The 18,510-nt window shown below is 42.6% G+C and carries 34 protein-coding genes; 6 read left to right on the plus strand and 28 right to left on the minus strand.

Annotated features, from left to right (window positions below):
- Window positions 1–24: 24 nt before the first annotated feature.
- The 24 genes from ACX5KA_RS18645 to ACX5KA_RS18760 all read right to left on the minus strand — a co-directional run bounded on the left by ACX5KA_RS18645 (window position 25) and on the right by ACX5KA_RS18760 (window position 11,057).
- A complete protein-coding gene (locus ACX5KA_RS18645; RefSeq protein WP_458731877.1) occupies window positions 25–357 on the minus strand; it encodes a Gp49 family protein in 333 nt (110 codons plus the stop codon).
- A gap of 8 nt (window positions 358–365) precedes the next feature.
- Window positions 366–494: a hypothetical protein gene (locus ACX5KA_RS18650; RefSeq protein WP_458731878.1), complete on the minus strand. Its 129-nt coding sequence runs from the start codon at window positions 492–494 to the stop codon at window positions 366–368.
- 169 nt (window positions 495–663) lie between these two features.
- Window positions 664–1,203 carry a hypothetical protein gene (locus ACX5KA_RS18655; protein ID WP_458731879.1) on the minus strand — a complete coding sequence of 180 codons (540 nt, stop codon included), beginning with the start codon at window positions 1,201–1,203 and terminating at the stop codon, window positions 664–666.
- The gene (locus ACX5KA_RS18660) at window positions 1,200–1,430 is read right to left on the minus strand and encodes a hypothetical protein (RefSeq protein WP_458731880.1); all 231 of its coding nucleotides are present in this window, start codon (window positions 1,428–1,430) and stop codon (window positions 1,200–1,202) included. Before ACX5KA_RS18660 ends, ACX5KA_RS18655 begins: the two co-directional genes overlap by 4 nt.
- Window positions 1,431–1,432: 2 nt before the next feature.
- Window positions 1,433–1,627, minus strand: coding sequence for a hypothetical protein (locus ACX5KA_RS18665; protein WP_458731881.1), 195 nt, complete (start codon window positions 1,625–1,627; stop codon window positions 1,433–1,435).
- 155 nt (window positions 1,628–1,782) lie between these two features.
- Window positions 1,783–2,151 (minus strand): helix-turn-helix transcriptional regulator, encoded by a 369-nt coding sequence (locus ACX5KA_RS18670; RefSeq protein WP_458731882.1) that lies wholly within the window; start codon window positions 2,149–2,151, stop codon window positions 1,783–1,785.
- Window positions 2,138–2,401, minus strand: coding sequence for a hypothetical protein (locus ACX5KA_RS18675; RefSeq protein WP_458731883.1), 264 nt, complete (start codon window positions 2,399–2,401; stop codon window positions 2,138–2,140). The genes ACX5KA_RS18670 and ACX5KA_RS18675 overlap by 14 nt, the downstream gene beginning before the upstream one ends.
- Window positions 2,385–2,855, minus strand: a complete 471-nt coding sequence (locus ACX5KA_RS18680) for a hypothetical protein (protein WP_458731884.1) — start codon at window positions 2,853–2,855, stop codon at window positions 2,385–2,387. Before ACX5KA_RS18680 ends, ACX5KA_RS18675 begins: the two co-directional genes overlap by 17 nt.
- 1,014 nt (window positions 2,856–3,869) lie before the next feature.
- On the minus strand, window positions 3,870–4,409 hold the full coding sequence (dut, locus tag ACX5KA_RS18685; RefSeq protein ID WP_458731885.1) for a dUTP diphosphatase: 540 nt from the start codon (window positions 4,407–4,409) through the stop codon (window positions 3,870–3,872).
- Entirely contained in the window at window positions 4,409–4,672 is a 264-nt protein-coding gene (locus tag ACX5KA_RS18690; RefSeq protein ID WP_458731886.1) for a hypothetical protein, read from the minus strand. The genes dut and ACX5KA_RS18690 overlap by 1 nt, the downstream gene beginning before the upstream one ends.
- A complete protein-coding gene (locus ACX5KA_RS18695; RefSeq protein WP_458731887.1) occupies window positions 4,647–5,009 on the minus strand; it encodes a hypothetical protein in 363 nt (120 codons plus the stop codon). Before ACX5KA_RS18695 ends, ACX5KA_RS18690 begins: the two co-directional genes overlap by 26 nt.
- A complete protein-coding gene (locus ACX5KA_RS18700; protein WP_458731888.1) occupies window positions 4,997–5,197 on the minus strand; it encodes a hypothetical protein in 201 nt (66 codons plus the stop codon). Before ACX5KA_RS18700 ends, ACX5KA_RS18695 begins: the two co-directional genes overlap by 13 nt.
- Before the next feature lie 125 nt (window positions 5,198–5,322).
- Entirely contained in the window at window positions 5,323–6,510 is a 1,188-nt protein-coding gene (locus ACX5KA_RS18705) for a DNA-directed RNA polymerase (protein WP_458731889.1), read from the minus strand.
- Window positions 6,511–6,587: 77 nt separating this feature from the next.
- On the minus strand, window positions 6,588–6,800 hold the full coding sequence (locus tag ACX5KA_RS18710) for a hypothetical protein (protein ID WP_458731890.1): 213 nt from the start codon (window positions 6,798–6,800) through the stop codon (window positions 6,588–6,590).
- A gap of 128 nt (window positions 6,801–6,928) precedes the next feature.
- Entirely contained in the window at window positions 6,929–7,177 is a 249-nt protein-coding gene (locus ACX5KA_RS18715) for a hypothetical protein (RefSeq protein WP_458731891.1), read from the minus strand.
- A gap of 153 nt (window positions 7,178–7,330) precedes the next feature.
- Entirely contained in the window at window positions 7,331–8,236 is a 906-nt protein-coding gene (locus ACX5KA_RS18720) for a hypothetical protein (RefSeq protein ID WP_458731892.1), read from the minus strand.
- Window positions 8,237–8,343: 107 nt separating this feature from the next.
- Window positions 8,344–8,502, minus strand: coding sequence for a hypothetical protein (locus ACX5KA_RS18725; RefSeq protein WP_458731893.1), 159 nt, complete (start codon window positions 8,500–8,502; stop codon window positions 8,344–8,346).
- 62 nt (window positions 8,503–8,564) lie between these two features.
- The gene (locus ACX5KA_RS18730; RefSeq protein ID WP_458731894.1) at window positions 8,565–8,690 is read right to left on the minus strand and encodes a hypothetical protein; all 126 of its coding nucleotides are present in this window, start codon (window positions 8,688–8,690) and stop codon (window positions 8,565–8,567) included.
- Between the two features lie 61 nt (window positions 8,691–8,751).
- The gene (locus tag ACX5KA_RS18735; RefSeq protein ID WP_458731895.1) at window positions 8,752–9,144 is read right to left on the minus strand and encodes a hypothetical protein; all 393 of its coding nucleotides are present in this window, start codon (window positions 9,142–9,144) and stop codon (window positions 8,752–8,754) included.
- Between the two features lie 373 nt (window positions 9,145–9,517).
- Complete coding sequence (locus ACX5KA_RS18740; protein WP_458731896.1) at window positions 9,518–9,769, minus strand: hypothetical protein; 252 nt, start codon at window positions 9,767–9,769, stop codon at window positions 9,518–9,520.
- A gap of 76 nt (window positions 9,770–9,845) precedes the next feature.
- Window positions 9,846–10,004 (minus strand): hypothetical protein, encoded by a 159-nt coding sequence (locus ACX5KA_RS18745; RefSeq protein WP_458731897.1) that lies wholly within the window; start codon window positions 10,002–10,004, stop codon window positions 9,846–9,848.
- On the minus strand, window positions 9,994–10,221 hold the full coding sequence (locus tag ACX5KA_RS18750) for a hypothetical protein (protein WP_458731898.1): 228 nt from the start codon (window positions 10,219–10,221) through the stop codon (window positions 9,994–9,996). The genes ACX5KA_RS18745 and ACX5KA_RS18750 overlap by 11 nt, the downstream gene beginning before the upstream one ends.
- Before the next feature lie 67 nt (window positions 10,222–10,288).
- Window positions 10,289–10,543 (minus strand): hypothetical protein, encoded by a 255-nt coding sequence (locus ACX5KA_RS18755; RefSeq protein ID WP_458731899.1) that lies wholly within the window; start codon window positions 10,541–10,543, stop codon window positions 10,289–10,291.
- Between the two features lie 313 nt (window positions 10,544–10,856).
- Window positions 10,857–11,057, minus strand: a complete 201-nt coding sequence (locus tag ACX5KA_RS18760) for a hypothetical protein (protein ID WP_458731900.1) — start codon at window positions 11,055–11,057, stop codon at window positions 10,857–10,859.
- Between the two features lie 277 nt (window positions 11,058–11,334).
- Between ACX5KA_RS18760 and ACX5KA_RS18765 the strand changes: the two genes are divergently transcribed.
- The 6 genes from ACX5KA_RS18765 (at window position 11,335) to ACX5KA_RS18790 (ending at window position 16,999) form a co-directional block, all read left to right on the plus strand.
- A complete protein-coding gene (locus ACX5KA_RS18765) occupies window positions 11,335–12,030 on the plus strand; it encodes a hypothetical protein (protein ID WP_458731901.1) in 696 nt (231 codons plus the stop codon).
- Window positions 12,023–13,639 (plus strand): hypothetical protein, encoded by a 1,617-nt coding sequence (locus tag ACX5KA_RS18770; protein ID WP_458731902.1) that lies wholly within the window; start codon window positions 12,023–12,025, stop codon window positions 13,637–13,639. The genes ACX5KA_RS18765 and ACX5KA_RS18770 overlap by 8 nt, the downstream gene beginning before the upstream one ends.
- Before the next feature lie 11 nt (window positions 13,640–13,650).
- A complete protein-coding gene (locus ACX5KA_RS18775; protein WP_458731903.1) occupies window positions 13,651–14,319 on the plus strand; it encodes a hypothetical protein in 669 nt (222 codons plus the stop codon).
- Window positions 14,319–16,037, plus strand: a complete 1,719-nt coding sequence (locus ACX5KA_RS18780; protein ID WP_458731904.1) for a hypothetical protein — start codon at window positions 14,319–14,321, stop codon at window positions 16,035–16,037. Before ACX5KA_RS18775 ends, ACX5KA_RS18780 begins: the two co-directional genes overlap by 1 nt.
- On the plus strand, window positions 16,030–16,326 hold the full coding sequence (locus tag ACX5KA_RS18785) for a hypothetical protein (protein WP_458731905.1): 297 nt from the start codon (window positions 16,030–16,032) through the stop codon (window positions 16,324–16,326). The genes ACX5KA_RS18780 and ACX5KA_RS18785 overlap by 8 nt, the downstream gene beginning before the upstream one ends.
- A 379-nt stretch (window positions 16,327–16,705) precedes the next feature.
- Window positions 16,706–16,999 carry a phage holin, lambda family gene (locus ACX5KA_RS18790; RefSeq protein ID WP_458731906.1) on the plus strand — a complete coding sequence of 98 codons (294 nt, stop codon included), beginning with the start codon at window positions 16,706–16,708 and terminating at the stop codon, window positions 16,997–16,999.
- On the opposite strand, the gene ACX5KA_RS18795 is transcribed toward ACX5KA_RS18790, so the two are convergent.
- The 4 genes from ACX5KA_RS18795 to ACX5KA_RS18810 all read right to left on the minus strand — a co-directional run bounded on the left by ACX5KA_RS18795 (window position 16,983) and on the right by ACX5KA_RS18810 (window position 18,427).
- A complete protein-coding gene (locus ACX5KA_RS18795; protein ID WP_458731907.1) occupies window positions 16,983–17,201 on the minus strand; it encodes a hypothetical protein in 219 nt (72 codons plus the stop codon). The genes ACX5KA_RS18790 and ACX5KA_RS18795 overlap by 17 nt on opposite strands.
- A gap of 139 nt (window positions 17,202–17,340) precedes the next feature.
- Window positions 17,341–17,832 carry a hypothetical protein gene (locus tag ACX5KA_RS18800; protein WP_458731908.1) on the minus strand — a complete coding sequence of 164 codons (492 nt, stop codon included), beginning with the start codon at window positions 17,830–17,832 and terminating at the stop codon, window positions 17,341–17,343.
- A complete protein-coding gene (locus ACX5KA_RS18805) occupies window positions 17,832–18,191 on the minus strand; it encodes a D-Ala-D-Ala carboxypeptidase family metallohydrolase (protein ID WP_458731909.1) in 360 nt (119 codons plus the stop codon). Before ACX5KA_RS18805 ends, ACX5KA_RS18800 begins: the two co-directional genes overlap by 1 nt.
- Window positions 18,188–18,427 (minus strand): glutaredoxin family protein, encoded by a 240-nt coding sequence (locus tag ACX5KA_RS18810; protein ID WP_458731910.1) that lies wholly within the window; start codon window positions 18,425–18,427, stop codon window positions 18,188–18,190. The genes ACX5KA_RS18805 and ACX5KA_RS18810 overlap by 4 nt, the downstream gene beginning before the upstream one ends.
- Between the last annotated feature and the right edge of the window lie 83 nt (window positions 18,428–18,510).

The raw sequence follows: 18,510 nt of genomic DNA on the forward strand, positions 1-18,510 counted from the left end.
CCAGCGGTTAAGCTGGCTTGTTGTTTAGTTTTTAAGTTGGTATTCTCTACACATGGTTCTATAAGCTTCTAACTTATAGATTTCTTGGAAGGCGTTCTCGAATGAGATCTTTTGACCTATTTCATCACGCCAGTTAGCAGGGTCCATACATACTGCTGGCTTACCTGTTACAACAAATCCGCCTTTCATGCGAATGCCGCAGAACATCATCTGCTGACCTGAAAGTACGACAGTTTCGAAGTCTACGTCTTCAATACGATCAATGATGCTTTTGGACGAAATGAAGTTTTCATTGCAACCCATCTCTTTCATCATGGTTTCAATTTCTTGTGATCGTGTTGGTGCTACTATTGGCATGGTTTTCCTTAGTAATAAAGTGCTAACGAAATACCCACAAACACACGATTTAAGCGGAATACTTCATGTGGTTGTAGGGTTATTTTTGGGCCACCTACCGTAGTAGGGAAGCCTGGGACTTTAGATTTTTGAGTCATTTGAATCTCTTAGGTCTGATGGAGTAAAACACACCATTATGCGGCAACGGAGAGCCGTCTTCGCGATGTGTTTCATGGTGACCAAGTGGATGCTTCTTCTTCAGGGCTTCTATTTCTTCAGGTGTGTAGTCTTTTAAACCATAAACCCTGTAGTTACTAGTTCGCCTGATCACACATTCACCTTATACATATAAGGCTTTTTCTCTAGGGTTACGATATGCTCCCCGTTTACACGAGGTTCTAGGCATAAACTAGTATCAGTTTGAATTTCACCTTCAAACACAAGAACCTTTGTATCTCGCTTGAATCTTATAGAGTGAATATCATCTGCAGTCATGCAATATATTGAACCTTCGCGGTACGTATGGGACTGAGATTTAAAGTACTTAGGTGCAGGGTCAGATTCTTTTCTAAACGAGCCAACAGAGCCGGTATAGGTAAGCTTAGACACCACAAACTGATCTGCATTTTCTGGTTTGTTGGATTCGGTGAACAGCGTGTTCTCTACTTCACCACATAAAACAATACACGTTAGGTCGTAACGGTGTGAGTGGGGTGTAATAGAATCAAGATGATTACGATTGCACTCAAACAAACGCACCTTACCATTATTAAGTAGGGTACTGTCTAAGCCGGCTATGATGTAGTTCTTTAATTGACTACCTTTCATTTGCTCAATGATCGGTAATAGTTGCTTTACTTGTGTCACTTAAACTTTCCTTCTATCGCGTTACGAACTTCATCAGCTATATTCTTAGCTGTCTCTGAGGGCATGGTGGAGCCATGCACGAAAGGCCACCAACGGTCTAACACTTTAAAAAGTGCAAGTTTCATAGCGTTGTTGTGTTTGATTAACTTCTGATGTTCTTCGATTTGAATTTGAACTATTTCGACAAGTTCTTTACGGCTCTTGTCTTCAATTGAGTGGATTGACACTTTTAATGACTCGCTTTGTAGGTGGTATCTACTATGTGGGGTGTGGTGGAGATAAGTTCGTATTCAAGCTTGTAAACATGAACTTCACCTACATTCACTAGACCATCTTCGAACAGTGCTTGGGGTACTTGTTCCCAAGAGGTAACGCCTTTTAAAATACGTTCACCTAGTATTGTTTTAACTTTGAAGATTACCACTACAAGTAGATCTCTTTCGGGCAATGCTCACTTAAGGGTATAAAGTGTGAGAATCGGTACTTACCAGCGTTGTAGACGCACTCATTTATTTGAGTGCCGTCTACTGCCACTTGGTTTACAAAAAATAAGGTTAAAAGTACTTTCATACATTACCTCTACTGTATTCTTTGAATTTCTTCGTTTAGATAAAGTGTACCGCGAGTACACTTAATACCGGATGGGTAGGGTATAGCTACCTCGCGCTCTACGTCCGTAGGCCAACTCTCAGGCATTTTATTGCTACCTACTATCTTAACCTTATCGCCAACCTTCCAAGGGCTTCTGGCTTCCCAGAACGCCTCTTTACCCATGTAGTGCAAGGCAACAAGCTGACAGGTAGATCTAACTTCGAATAGCTGTCTTAGCTTTGATGTCATGGCTTTGACTGCTGCTTCGGTAATGTGAAGTTCTTCTGACATTTCACGGCAGGTTCTGCCTATGATTACTAGGTCATAAACGCGCTGCTGCGCTCTAGTTAAAGTCATAGCTGTAACCACATTCTTCGTAGTCAACGGAGCCTCTGGTATTAAAACCAGCACGAACTATCTTGGGTGCTAGGCCATGTCCTTGAATGGGGCTGTAGTAAACAAAACCGTTTATGCAGACTTCTTCGACACGATCGGACATATCTGTCATTTGCATGACTGAGTTGTGGTTGTAGCTTTGGCTCTTAGGCTGACAAGCCGCTAGAACCATTACTGATAAAAGGGTGATTAGCTTAAGCTGCTTCTTCATAAGGGATCTCTTCAAGTAGTCGGATTAAATGGCGGATGACTGATTTTCTACGGTCACTGAAAGTCTCAATGTCTTTGAGTAGGTCTTCAGAGATATCATCTTCATCGTACTCAAGAGCTGAACCGTCTGAAGTGACTTCAATCATAAATTTGTCGAAAGCGCGTTCGTTGCTACGATCTTCCCCATCTTTTTGAAGGGCAAGTAAATCATGGCCTTTGAGCCAGTACGGGTAGCTTTCTTCTTCAACGAACTCATGATCAGAAAGAAGGTAAGGTAAATGTGACCTTAGTGCTGGAATTGCGCTTGGGTCAGTAAAGTTTTCACGCACCTGTCTAATTGCGTATTGAACTGTAATACAGATACTGGTTGCATACTTCTGATCCAACAATGCGTTCAGATGCTCTATCAGTACATCGCGATAAGCCTGGGGAATGTTTTTAATAATTTGGGACATACTGACCTCTGAAAAAGTTAGTCACCTTGGGAATTGAACCCTATGGCACTCCTGCGCAATTACCCTGCTCGTAGCACGCTGCCTAGGTGACTGTTGAAATTGGCCCCAATGCAAGGATTCGAACCTCGAAGTCAAGTAATGAACTGAACTTTGAACCATACCATTTAACACTCATACCGTACTTTTCTTACTCGCTGCCATGGATGATCATAAGCTGTTGCGGATGCAGTGTGGTTCACATTGGGAATAAAATTGAAAGGATGTTTTGGTAGATGTACCTACTGTTTATTTGTGACAGACAGTATAACTATTGGTTAAATAGAAATGGTGTAAGTACATCTCCAAAACACCCGTTGTTCCGCGTTAAAAAACGTGGGGTGTTTGGCCTGTTGTGCCTTGCGTAGCAAGAATACGCGCAGGAACGATTTATTAAAGTGAGTTCGTCACCTCACCGGCACTAACCAGTACAGCATGGAGCGGAGCAGCTAGACATTACTGTACTGAGTATTTATGAATTGGGTTGCGCTCTTAGGCGACCGGACTCGAACCGGTAGTTCTACCTCTTATCCGTTCACCAGATTTACATACACCTTGTAAGGAAGCTATCCGAACATGAAGCGTGTAAGTCGGGAATCGAACCCGATAGTGCACCATGCACCTAAGAACGACTACCACTTTTCGTAGTGGCAACGGTTGCTGATCAGGCAACACCTACACGGATGAGTAAGCACCATTGCTTATCATTACCGAGTTCTAATAACGTTGTACCAGCTTCGCTGTCATTGCATGTATCAGCAACCTTTTCTGTGGTTTTCCAGCCATTCGCGGATCATGGCGCGTCCACATTTCCCCTTTTCCTTCTGGCAGCCCGTACACATCATTCCGCTGGTGTACTTGTCGGGTAAGGCTTACAACGTTAATGGGTAAGAGAATACACCACTTAGGCCACTTTCAAACAGCCTTCCGAGCGTGTTATTCAGTTGAGGATTGACCTTATGGTGTGTTCTCTAATTACTAACGTATACGCATCTCGGCATCATCGATGCCTGATGCGCCACGCGATGTTTCTTCAAGCTGTTCTACTTCAACCAACGGTAGGCTGCTGTATGTGCGCTCAATAACAATCTGTGCGACTTTATCGCCTTTAAAGAACTCTACTGTCTCTTGGCCTAAGTTAATTAGGTTGATCTTGATTTCGCCTGTGAAAGGCTTATCAATGATTCGTGCCATTACAGCAACGTTCTTCTTACTCGCTATCTTAGAGCGATTAGAGATACGTCCGTAAAAGCCTTTAGGCAACTGCATTGCAATACCAGAAGGCAGTACGCATGATTTACCTGGAGGCAGGACAACTGATTCCATTGTCTGCAGATCTAGTCCAGCATCATCTTCATGGGCCATTGAAGGCATAGCAGCGTCAGGATGACGCTTTACCACTTTGATGTGAGGTGCCTCAAATTGACCGTAAAAGGTTTCTAGGAATTTGTCGTCACTCATCATTTCTAAGGTAGCGATGATATCGCCGTGGGTGTTTTCTTGTTTTATGTCTGTCATCACTCTTCTTCTTCGTTGTCAGGACAATCAGGGTTAATACAAACCAGTTCAGGTTCTAATCTATCGCCCTTTGGTATGAGTTCACTATCACAAGCTAGGCAACGCCCGAACTCAGGTGAGTAATCGGGACTATGAGGATTGTTGCTTTCGTGTGGCATGTGCTCTGGGTAGTACATTAGTTCGTCCTCTGCGGTGTAAGACCACGCTGAGAACAGTAAAAGAAATGGAACAGTGTTCTTAATGAACGGGTGTATGGATTTCATGGAGTATCACCATCTTTCCTGCTTCAGCGAATTTATCTTGTATTGCTTCAGCTTCTACCTGAGTCATGTTTTCCAGTTCAGGTAATTCATCTTGATCTGGTATAACGACTTTCCAAGCACTAGATTCATAGTACTTTGATTCCATCAGGCATAAGCCAGTCGAACGAACTACCGGAGGTAGTCCTTCTTTACTGGCTAAACGGTAATGAATGCGTGAGTCAGGTGTACCATCTAAGTGTTTTGCGTTGGTTTCAATTCCAACTACAATTAACTTACGCCATAAATGGTATGGCTTGTAGGTGACTGTATCACCTACTGTAAACTCTACAGTTTGCATTTGACTGTCTCAATTACGGTGTTGTGGTAATAGTCAATGGCTTCTGAAATAGTGTGTTTACTGGGGTTTTCCATAATGCTTTTGTAAGCATGTTCACGTGCTTCTTCTAAGCTATCAGCGTGAGCAACAACATGGATTTTTAGACTGTCTACAGTCTCGATTGGGGTGATTTCTTCTGGGTTTAGCATATCGTGGTTACATAGTCGGAATACCTCGTTTTCGAAAACTTAGTATATCGGTTTAACAATTCACACCACTGCACGGAGTGCAGCGCTATTCATCTAAGAAAAAAGAAAGCCCCGAAGGGCTTTCGTTATGACAATGCGTATTCAGCACTATTGATTTGAGATACCACGTTACCTAGCTTAGGTATGTGGTAGTTTGAGCCATGTATTTCAGACAAGATATCTGCTAATAGGTCAGAGTGAGCCAGTTGCTTAAACATCTCAACATAGTGCTCGCGCATGAAGTTCACGTAGTTAGCGTGACACTTAAACTCGTCATGTACACACTTCACTGGGAATGGTTTATGAGCCAATGTCTTGCATATCAAGCGGTGTAGCTCAACTAGGTTCTCTTCATAGTCAACCATAGTAATCTCATGGTCGTGAAGTAGCGTAGCCATGCGAAGTGATACGAACTCGTTGCTAGGGTTAGTCTTCCCGTTCTTCGCCCAATAGTTCTCAATCATGTATTTAACACGCTTAAGTTCTTGCGGGTTGTAGTTACAACGTCTGTTCATCTCACGCACCAACATGCCGTCAATGCTGTGAATGACGTTAGCTGCGATAGATAGGCCTGACTCTTGACCTGCTTTAACTTCGAAGCGATGCGTGAAGGTAGCGTGATCTAACTCATCTACTTCAATACGCTTATCTTGCTTCTCCATAACAGGACATACAGCAACGAAACCATCAGGTAATGACCATGAATGTTCCTCTGCGTATGGTTGCCAAGCACCTAACAGATGTTCCATGGCGATTGTGGCGCCAAGTGCTACATCTTTCAGTGATTCATAGAACGCTGCTAGTTCAGGTGTATCTTCACCGAATACCTCTTTAGGCTGCATAGTAGAGCCATAGAAGTGAGTCATAAGTGCTGACTTAACAGCCTTACGTACAACCTTCACATTGATGTGCGGTGAGTTGTTCATTACACCAGTCACATCAGTATAGATATCTGCTCGACGACCAGTATCGATAAGGCCTGTAGACTTACAGGTAATCTCGCAATTCATCAATGCACCCATGATTTGAACACCAGACGAACAAGCGTCTAGGCCAACCATAAAGCCTGATGGTCTGCCTGCTTCAGCATCTTCAAGTGCTAATAACGCACCAAGGTAGATAGCAGGTTCATCAGCGTCTTCAACTAAGGCATGAAGTTCTTCCATAGTCTTCGCTTCAACCCATTTAATACGTTGTTCGAAGAGAAGTTTGTCTAGGCCAAATGCGTTTGCGATGGCGATTTTGATGTACTGTTTACCAGTGAATTTTTCCATAACTAAATCCTCATATAGTTGGATGCAGCAGCCGTGCGTTAGCGTAGGCTGCGTGGTTTATTATTCATTACTGCCCGTTAGGGCTTTTCTTCAATGACCTTAATGAATCTGGGTTTCTCTTCGATAACAGTGAAGTTCACTGCCTCCTGTGGCTCACCATCCCTAGAACAGAAGTACCACTGACCATCAACGTCCTTACAGAAGGTGTTGTTATATTGGACTTGTTGGTAGTACTTACGGTCTTGACGGAATAGGCGAGCGTGTGGTTTGAGGGTGAGTTGTTTACTCATTGTTTCGGTTATTACTTCGTTCAATGCACTTCTCACATTGAAGTGGTAGATGTAGTAGGAAGTCCTCAACGTAGATAACGTTGGAACAGTCTCGGTTAGCGCATTGCTTTGGTTTCATGTGATCATGTTTACTCACTTAGAAGTTCCTCAATAGCATCAAGCTTTGCTTGGTCTGCTTTACTTTGCTCTTCAAGTATTTCAATAACAGCATTGAGGTAGCGGTCACACTCAGCTTGTAGCTTGGTGTAGTACTCCATGTCCTTGTCGGACACCTGATAAGACGCATCAATCAACCAACGATTAGGGTTGCTCCTAACCATGCGCAAGGTGTTTTCAATATTTCTTGCACGGTTATCTATTTCACTATACTTACTCATTATTACCTCCGATTGGTGCGTACCATGCCTTAACTAGACAGGCGTTATGTTCGGTAAACAGTTTCGTATAGTCACTTGGTTTACCACCGTATTTCTTAGCCCGTTCAGTAGCACTTGGAACAAGCTTTATGGGTTTGTTGCAGTAGGTGCAGTTCATCCCTCGATTACCTCTTTCTCTGCGAACTCAACGATTGCTTTACGGAATTGGTTGCCCTGAGTGGACACGTGATAACCCTGAGCATAAGTACGCCCACGTTTATCTACTTTATGTCTCTCATAGAACTCATTACCTACTTGGATTAGGTCACGATACGTTCTGTATGAGTCTGTAACGAACGTTAACCACTGACGCTTGGTGTCAGCATCCATATCAGGGTTCTTTGGCTTCTCGCTCAATCTAGTGAGTATTCTTTCGTTCAGGCACAAGGGTACTGAATTGAATAGGTTGATTGAGTCCAAGCAAATGTCTTCGTCATGGTGAGTGCCTTTACCTAAAATCATGGATGATTTCTCGGTAAGTAAGTCGTTATCGAAGTTACGCGTAACAACGTCAGGCCGCACCACCATTGGTGGGAGATACTTAGTTTCGTGAATGTGCTTCATCACTTGTTCACTAAGTTCAATGTTGTTAATTAGGTATAGAACAGCACCTTCATCACTATCGATTTTGTCGATATCGAAGTAGTCATGTTCTGACATAACAGCCATGATCTCGGCTGTAGTCACAATACCCTCATATTTGTCTGACATCTTAAGCACGCCAGCACACTGACCTACGATTGAGGTGAACTCAACAGGGTCTGTTAATACTGCTGTCTGACATAAGATTTCAGTTACCACTATCTCCATATCTCTCTCATGGAGTTGGGCTAATCTTGCCTCTTTTGAGTGGTAGTAATCACCATGTAGCCATTGCGTCAGAGCGTCAGCGGTAGACGCTATTAGGTCTATCATTGACTGTTCAGCAGTAAGGTCATTCAATATGACTTTGTTAATCTGCTTCTTGCTGTGCTTGGTTTCTACGTAACGCTGGTAATCAACTAGATTCATTTGGTTCATCTGTCTGCTCGCTCTTTTCATCTACGTCCCGTAAGGGACACACTGCACGGAGTGCAGCTATCATCTAAAAATCAATTAAGAAAAGTAAAAGGGCCGAAGCCCTCTACTTAGTTAAAGTTCAACTCTGGTAAGGTCAACTCACATTCGAGATGGTGCATATCAGCGTACACATCACGTTTAAACTCTTGTTCAAATTCAAGTTCAGCTTCAAGTTGCTCGATGTGTTGGTCTAATTCGATTTCAAACATATCTGTAAACATTTCCATAATCCTCATAGTGGAAGTCGAAGAGCGGTGTACACCATGCACACCACGAATAGCCGATAGGCTTATTGATGAAAAGCAACACCTACAAGCAGGGTTGCAACAGAAAGTGATGCGAAGATCACTGTTAGATGCCAGTTCTTTAATTTACTGGGCTGAGAAGGGTTATGCGTAACGTAATCAGTAGGCATTTCACTTTCCTTTAGGCATAAAAAAAGGACACACAAGGTGTCCTCTTCAGGAGATATTTAATTAAGCAGTAGCTGCCATTAAAGACTTCAACTTAGATGTAGTTTCATCTGTTTCAGTTGATTCTTCTTCTTGGGCTTTGCCAAGCATCGCACCGATATCAAGCGCATTATCATCAAGTTGTTCTTGAACGTGAACGTTCTTAACTTTGATAACTAACTCTGTTGAGTCTTCAGGGTTATCAAGCATGTAGTTATGCAGTGCTTGCATTTGCGTTGAAGGGTTTTCAGTGCGGTTAAGTGAGATACCTACACGTGAAAGTGGAATAACAACACCATTAGGCAAATGTGCCTCAAGGTTCGCAAAACCGTCTGAACGCTGTTGTTGACCGCGTGAACGGTTGTTAGCGATTGCAGGGTTAGAACGTAGAGCGTTGCGGTTTACTAATTTAGCCATTGTCAAAATCCTCATAGTTGACTAATTAAAATAGACAAAACTGTCTGTCTCATAACGGTGCGTTAGCACAATTAAGAATTAAAAGGTTGGAAGCGCAATCGCTTTAATGTCCATTTTGTTTAATACCCATTTAGGGGACAACTTCCATTACAGTGCGTTAGCACAAAGAATCAACCTGAATTAGTGGAATAGTGATAAGTAAATTTGACAGTCTGAGTCGAAGACCATTACGCTGCGCTTGTCGCAGCCCAGTGTTGTGTTTGTGTTTGTGTTGTGTTGTGTTAAGTAAAGATAGTTAATATATATATATAAAGAAATAACGGGATATAGGGTTACACCCTATATCCCTTTTTATTATTAAATAGATAAGTATTTAGTAGTAAATAATATTCCTATTAGGGACGATTTGAGAATCGACACCTCTACCTACAAGGTGACGTAGTGCTTGGAAAGCACGGTCACTATACTTACATATTGTTGATACACCATCCTTAGTAATGCCTTTAACGAATAGCTTAGTGCTACTACCGTTAGAGTACACACGTAACATTTCACCCGAGTCGGTAGTGATAACCTCAACGTCACAATGTGCTGCAAGTAAGGACAGGTTGATAACTAGTTTCATACTTCGATATTCCTTTGTCAGTTATAATGTCCATCACTGTGCGTTAGCACTAAAAAATAAAGCACCCGAAGGTGCTCTACTTAGTCTTCAACTCACGAAGTTGATTAAGCTTCTTGTTGATATGTTCAGCGAGGTCTTTTTGACCACCGCTGGTAACAGGACTGGCCAACACTGAATCTGCCAGTTGCGATGCGTATAGAAGCAATTGACGTTTAATATCTTGTTCAGTTTGCATGATTACTTCTCCAATCAACGTTGGCCATGTAGTCATAGAACATATCAACTACTGCTTCTTCATCTACATCACCGCTATCGTGATGAATTACAGCACCAAACTCTTCCAGCCACTGTTTAAACTCTGCCTCATGGTGAGACATTCGATCAGCACAATGGAATGTGGTACCAAACTTGTTTAATACACCAATTGGTACATGCTTCTTAATTAATGACATTCGTTCAATCCTCATAGTTAGAATGTAATTACCATCACACCGCGTTAGCGGCATGACGGTAAATTGTTTAGTCGAAGTCTATTTCTTCGTGCATTTCGTTATCATGTAAAGTGAACTGCTCAACAGGATATACACCGTTATCAGTATCGTCTTTAACGAAGTTCCACTTAGCAGGTACAACCCACTCATCGTCAATTAATACACTCAATTGACCAACTCTATTCTGTTCATCTGAGTAACGATGATTGCCTTCAACTAATGTCAATACGTGAGCGTATTTGTGGTCAACTAGTTCAATGTAAGCAACAGTTTCAATTAACATAGATATTTCCTCATAATCAGATGACTAAGACAACATTGCCATTACTATGCGTTAGCATATAGGTATGTATCGGTTAGAGATGAATAGATGGTAAGGTATAGGTTGATAGCTAATTAGTGTTTACAGGCACTCAGACACATTCTCTACGCATGTATAAGGTGAAGCCATACAATCACACTCATTCAGCTAATGTACTCTTACGATGTGATACAGAGCGTATTAGTAGAACTATCTGATGATGTTGATAAGAAGGTTAATAAGAACTGTCTTTGCTTGTGTTGTGTTGTGTGCTCTTAAAAAAAGGTGAGACAGCTTACGCTGCCTTGTCCTTCTTCTTAGTTTGTTTCTTCGCCTTAGCTAGCTTCTTTTGTAGCTTAAGCTGTTCAGTTTCTTCCCAGTTCTCTACGTTGATACGCATGACTGATGTTGCCTTGTTGCATGAGATAGCTACGTCCTCTGCAGACTTGAAGAACAATGAGATTACGTTGAAGAATTGTGAGATTACGTTAAGCATGATGATATCCTCGATAGTTGTGGCCTGATTGCCATTAATGAGCGATAGCTCTAGTGTGCTTTGGTAGGGGGGGTAGGTTTCGTTTTTAAACGAAAATACGGTAGTAATACACTCGTACCTAATTATTAAAAATCTATAAAAGTTTCGGTATATTATTTGACCAATCACTCGAGACTTTGCTGATCATGTATTCAGTGTTAAAGTAGGCATTCCTTCGGGCCTGTCATCAGTACAGCCCAGTTACACCTCACAATTCCTTCCTTGAAGTACCTCTCCAATGTCAGAACTTACAGTAGATGAAATAAAATCTGCGTTACCTGCGCAGTTTAAGAAGAGTATTAATCAGGAACTGATTGACGGTATCAATGCCACTATTTCAGATCCTGAGATGTACGAGAATTACCGTGAGAACTTAATGAGTTACACTCATGTTCTTAAGAACGGTAAGTTTAAGATAAGTAGTTATTTAGATGCGGTTCGCTATGTCAGCTATAAGTTGATGGGTTGCACTAATATCAAAGCTTACTCCCTCACATTCCCCGATAAGATAGATAGGTTTAATCAGCAAGGTATTCACCCTAAAGACGTTGCCAGTTATGTGACTGCATACAACAAGTCCAAACTGGTTAATCTTATTCTCGAACAAACCTTAATTCCTTCCTACGTACTAAACCAAGACCTTTATCAACAAGCCCTTAATGTTCAAGCAGAGTTAATGATGACTGCTCAGAGTGAGAAGGTTCGCAGTGATGCTGCGAATAGTATTCTTACTCAGCTTAAGATGCCTGAGACTCAGAAAGTTGAGTTAGAGATAGGTGTTAAAGAAGACAGCGTTATAAGCCAGTTGAAGAGACAATCTGCAGAACTTGCTGCACAACAGCGTACCTTCATTGAGTCTGGTGCTGGCCATGCACAACAAGTGGCGCACAGTAAGCTTATCGAAGCCTCGTATGAAGAGGTGGACGATGAGTAATGCTGTAGCTGAATCTATCCAGTCAGTAATGACTGTAGAGGACTATTTAAACACTGTTGATTACTCAGCCCCTGCGGGCTACGTGCCTTCGGCCTTCGCCCTAGAGTTTGTTAACTTTATCAAGATGGTGAATGGTGCTGATGGGGAAGAGAACTTAACCCCATTGGTTCACTATTACATGCTAGACACTATCTCTCATGGTGGTACGCGAATAGTTAACCTGTGTCACCGCGGTATAGCGAAGACTACAGTAATGGGTGAATACCTGTTCTTGTATATCGCTACTTATGGTGAGTTGCCCGGGTTCGGTTATGTTGACCTGGCGTTGTATGTTTCAGATAGCATCGATAACGGTGTTAAGAACATGCGTAAGAACCTTGAGTTCCGTTGGGAAAACTCAGACTTCCTTCGTGAAGTCGTACCTACGGTACGCTTCACAGATATTCGTTGGGAGTTCGTGAACGCTGATGGTAAGAAGTTCATCATCAAGGGCTATGGTGCTAAGACGGGTGTTCGTGGTGCTAAAGAGATGGGTAAGCGACCACAGCTTGCGGTACTCGATGACTTATTCTCGGATGAAGATGCGAAGTCACCTACGATCATAGAGAACGTAGAGGCCACCATATACAAGGCCGTTACCTACGCACTTGCGCCAGCACAGAACATGATTATCTGGTCTGGTACGCCGTTCAACGCGAAAGACCCTCTGTACAAAGCTGTTGAGTCGGGTGCATGGGAAGTTAACGTATTCCCTGTATGTGAGAAGTTCCCTTGTACACGTGAAGAGTTCCGTGGCTCATGGCCTGACCGCTTTACCTATGACTACGTTAAAGAGCAGTACGACATAGCGCTTAAGATAGGTAAGGTCGATACGTTCAACCAAGAACTTATGCTTCGTATCATGTCAGATGAAGACCGTCTGGTACGTGATTCAGACATACGATGGTACAAGTTGCAGTCTGTTCTTACGAACAGAGAAAAGTTTAACTTCTACATTACGACTGACTTTGCAACGTCAGAACGTACCAGTGCCGATTACTCAGTAATTAGCGTATGGGCGTTGAATAGTAATGGTGACTGGTTCTGGGTAGATGGTGTTGTTGAGCGGCAGCTCATGGACGCAAACATTAACGACTTGTTCAGATTGGCTCAGATATACCGACCACAAGAAGTGGGTATTGAGGTCAGTGGACAGCAGGGCGGATTTGTTCAGTGGGTGCAGGAACAGATGCTTATTCGTAGTATCTATTTCCAGTTGGCTTCAGAGAACAACAACGGCAATCCAGGCATCAGGCCTAACACACAAAAGATGGTGCGCTTTAACACTATCTTACCGATGTTCAAAATGGGGAAGATGTACTTTCCTATTGAACGCAAGAAGAGCAAAGAACTTCTTGAAGCAGTGGACGAACTATCGCTTGCCTCTAAGGGTGGCTTTAAGTCGAAGCACGATGACTTCATAGATACCATTTCAATGCTTTCCCTCCTTAACACGTGGCGCCCTTCAGAAGACGCACCTATGCGCGGCAGTAATGACGAGACTGATATCTGGGATCTCGATACCGAGTCTGACGATGAAGAGAACGCCTTATCCTCCTACTTAGTCTAAACAGGAATACAATGTTACTTTCTGAATTTTTCGATCACCTATCTTACGGTGAACTATCCCAGTACGGGGTAGGGACTGACGATGCAGGCAAAATAGCCAACAAGGACTATCCTCGCATCATTTCTTTTATCAACACGGGACTTACCCGTATTCACACTAAACTTCCTCTTAGAATGGATTCTGTGCGCTTGAACACGACAAGTGATCAGATGCGCTATGAGTTGAAAAGTACCGCTGATTGGGTCGAGGGCGTTGATGACCCATTCCAAGACAACATACTTGTGATCAATGAGGTCATTGGTTCAGATGGTGAGTCACTGGTGCTTAACGATGATATGGACGATGCAACGATTACCGTAGCAGGTCGCACCGTTACTTTTGAGCAACCGGTAGATGATACCTTCACTGTGACCTATCAGGGCAATCACCCTAAGTTACCGGTATCAAGACGCATTGACCCAGATGCTATTGAGATAGACGTACCTGACTTCATTATCGAACCGTTGTTAGCTTTCGTGGCTTCAAAGGTGCTCGGTAGCGGAGGCAATGCAGAGTCTATTCAAGAAGGTCAAATGAAACTTCAGGAATTTGTGCTGCAAATCCAAGAACTGATAGATAGCGGCATGGTTAGAACGCCTACGCCTACTACACAGCGAACTAAACCGTATGGGTGGGTATAATGAGTATTGTTAGATCAGTTATTAGTGAGGCAGTAAGGTCAATTGTTTACCCTGTTACAGGCTTAGTAGGTTCTGTCAGAGGACGATTCTTCACAAACTTCGACGCTGTTGCGCAGTCGCACATACTTTTTGACCCTATTGATCTACTTGATGATGACATTACGGTAGAGGTCTCGTTCTCTACCGCTGGACCTTTAAGTGGGGGGACGATTGCTTGCTTTTATACCGCTGACTTCACCGATATATTCGGGCTCAGTCTGGACAGCGGTGCTTTCCCTAAGCTTTTTACAAATGGTAACACACCGAATAAAGGGACAAGTCAGTTGAACGATGGAGCCCTACACTCAATGCGACTCAATCTTAATAGGGTTACGGGTAGATTCTCGGTCTATGTTGATGGATTGTTTGAGTATAGTGGAGTGCACGCAGATGTGGCCTCAATAGCAACAAATTATAATATTTGTGTTGGGGCAAGGTACGGCTATACCGGAGATGGTGTCACAGATCAATTCTTTAGCGGTAACATTTCAAACGTAAAGGTCTACTCAGGAAATGATTTAGTATTCGATGCGCCTATTGATGGTAAGTATCTGGGCAGCATTAATGATGTACTTGAAAGTGTCAGCGACACTTACGGTACGTTCTATAACGTGTCCAGTAGTTCATCCAGTTACTTTAATCTACGTGACAGTACATTCACCGGAGCAGAAGAGAGATGGAGCGGCATGGCCTATAAGGTTGGTCCTGCATCAGGTTCTGATTTAACAGTAGGGACCAACTACGTAGAAATAGAGCGACTTGACCCTAATAGTTGGATAGGTGCCACATTTAGAGGACTCGACCCTGCTAAAAACTATGTCGTGAGTTTTAACTTCACTACCTTGGATTCAAACATTGATTTGGATGACTACGGGAATGTGAGTGTTATGCGACCAGTTCTAGGCGTAAATGAAATAATCGTAAAGGGCACTAATAGGTTAGATGCGATTATGAAATCAGGGGCTGTCGGGGATAGAGTCGTTATCTCTGACATATCGATAAAAGAACTACTTACCGATGATTTCTCGGAACGTACAGTACGTTACTTCACTAACTTCGATGCTACGACTGCTATGTTTGTTGACCTTAACCAACAACTGACACTACCTATCACTAAGCCATGGAGTATAGAGATCACAGCCGTGGTTCCTACTGAGGGTGCTTATTACTTCTCTGATATTAACTCAGACCAGGATAAGGACCGTGGTGGGGTACTAAAAGTTGACGATGGCAGGGTTTTCCTACCCGTACCTAGTAGTTACTTTATTGGGGGTAATGCCTCTAAATACCACAGCGACAGCATACTACGTAAAATAATTTATTGGAGCGACACCAACCGAATCTATATGTCTATAGATGGTGATCTCATCCACTCCGCTAACATCGGTGGATGGGCGACAGTGATTAACTCTCTCGGCAAGAAGTACGCGGGCTCTACAGGCGTACCTAACTTCAGAGGGGTTATGGCCAAAGCACTAATAACACTAGATGGTGAGGTAGTTGTAGATATCGATATCGACCAGAAATACTCTCCCACAAACAACACAATTGTAAACAACGGTACAGGGCCGGACGCTTCACTGGTTAACGTTACAGAAGAAGACTCTTTGATATATGAACTTACTGGAACCACTTGGGTGAATGGGCCAGAAAAAACTTTGGAGAACATAAGTGAATAAATTGTACGCCGTACACACAAAACAAATTGAAACCCAAGACTTGTTAGATATGCTGAAGATATACCCAAGCCCGGCAGAGTATGGGGAGTTCTATCTATTTGCTCAACCACACAATGCGCCTCTACAGCCAGTTATTGACCTCACTTCTATTGAAGACTTCGCTGAGTTGGACAAAGAATACGAGAGATTGTTGGCAGAGGATAGAACGGGCCGATGGGTGCATTTAAACAAGGAACAGGGCGAGTATTTGACTGGTAAATACTACCCAATTGAAACCACTGAAATTTAATTTAATACAGAGATAATGATGAAAGTAGTACATAACAAATTAAACTCATGCACTGAAAGAACTTACTTATTCCAATCTATATTGGGGACTGGTTCTATTAAGTTACTGGCTAAAATCCAAGGAATGTCAGGCTTTACTCTAATTAAAGAGTTTACTACTGATGAAATGGTTGCGGTTGACTTACCTAACGGCCAATGGAAAGCCGAAATAACCGGTGACGCGGAACTCGGTATTTCTCAATAATCGGATCAAGTAAAATTAAAAAAGGGGCTTCGGCCCCTTTAATTTTATTAGACTTATTTTAGTGACGAAATTCAGTTAAATTCCCTGTATATTCAACCCTAAAGTTACACTCCCTCCTATGACAAGTCCTCCCAAAATGTTCGAACAAATTAAAGAAATTCCACCAACAATATTAAGCGTTCTACTTGCAGTAGTTATCGCGCTATTGCGTGTTATTTATGACAAGGAAGAAACGTCAGCTATTCGTATGGGCTTAGAGTCAGTACTATGCGGTGCGCTTGCGGTAGTGGGTGCTAGTGGCGTAGAAGCAATGGGATTAGATCAGAATTGGACGGTATTCATCGGCGGAGTCATAGGCTTCGTTGGTTCACAAAGCATACGCTCCTATGCCGATGTATTTCTAAAGAGCAGGGCTAGTGGGAAGCGGTAGGCTGAAGGTTTACCCAACCTTGAACAGCTTCTTCTCCAACAACGCCTTGCTCTAATAGTTCGTTAATGCTTTTGCAGGTAGAATCAATTACCCACTCTTCATTCAAGTTACAAGCTAATTTACGGACTCCCTTCACCGTAATCATAGCGTAACGACGAGGAAAGTTCTGTGTCTTGAGCTTAACTAAATTGCTCAGATCCATTTACGCACCTTTATTAGTTGTATTAATCATTTTGATCACAATATCCCAAAATAGGCCGTAAATAAATAAAAAACCCACAATAAAGTGGGTTTTTTAATACTTAAACTATTAAATATTTAATTTCTTGTACTATTTAATTTCACTCTAACAGCTTACTAGTCTCCTTTTTCTTGGCAGTTCCTACCCAATATGCGACAGCGCCACCCCATAAGGTCATAAGTTGTGTAGCGAAAACAATGACTAATGGACGATTTTCTTCTGAGATGTCGAAGAACATGAGTGAGTAACCATATATGCCAGCCATAAGCGTGAGGGCGATAACAATGAAGGCGGGCATATCACTGCCGGTGTTTTTGTTTCGTGCATCAGATCTATCTTCTGTTTCTAATCGTTGGGCTTCTAAAGCCAATTTGGTAAGTTCTGTTTCGTGCTCTTTTTCAAAAGCCTTAATTTTTAGGTGTACTTCGCTATTAGGGTCGGATAATGCTTGCGCCATTTCATCAGGGTCAGTGGAAGTACCTAGTACCTTCGCAATAATAGCTTGTGCTGCAAATCCTTTAGGGCCACCGACTAGCGAAGCTAGTAAGGGGGCATATTTACCAATAGCGTCTTTAACGTTGTCCCAACTCATTACAGTTCCTCATGGTAAGGTTCTTCACGGCAGTCGATGTGTACCCAAGATGAGTACTCAATGAAGCCATATTTGTAAGGGAAGTTCTCGACAAGTGCCTGGAATACTTCTTTCGCACTAATGTCACGAACCTTGATATCAGCGGCTTTACCGTATAAGTGGAATGAGTTCTTAGCACCACCTTCTGCTTTGTTGTGTGCTTCACAACGACAGCCTGAAGTGATAGTTACTGGTTCACCGAAATAATCGCGAACCCAGTTAAGAATGAAAAGAAGTTGTGCGTCTACAGTGTCATGGCCACAGCCGCATTGACACTCAAATTCTTCGCGAGTGAAAAACTCTGATAGTTGCTGACTCATTTGGTGATATTCCCCTTCATAACTTCAGAGAATAATTCGGTGTAGCCACCAACATGACGCTCTTCGTCATACACTTGAGGAACAGTTTTGAAACCTTGATCTCTTACAAAATCCAGTTTGTCTTTTTGTTGAGGGGATTTGATGTCATAATAATTGAAAGGTATGCCTTTAGTCGTTAGCAACTCTTGCGCTAACTCACAGTAATGGCAACCCTTATATCCGTAGATATGAAGCATAGAAGAACCTATGTGGAAAGGGTGTGAGGGAAGTACCATGTGCAATACATGGTGAAGTGAATCGGAATTGCTCCGACACGCGC

The sequence above is a fragment of the Alteromonas alvinellae genome (assembly GCF_902705805.1).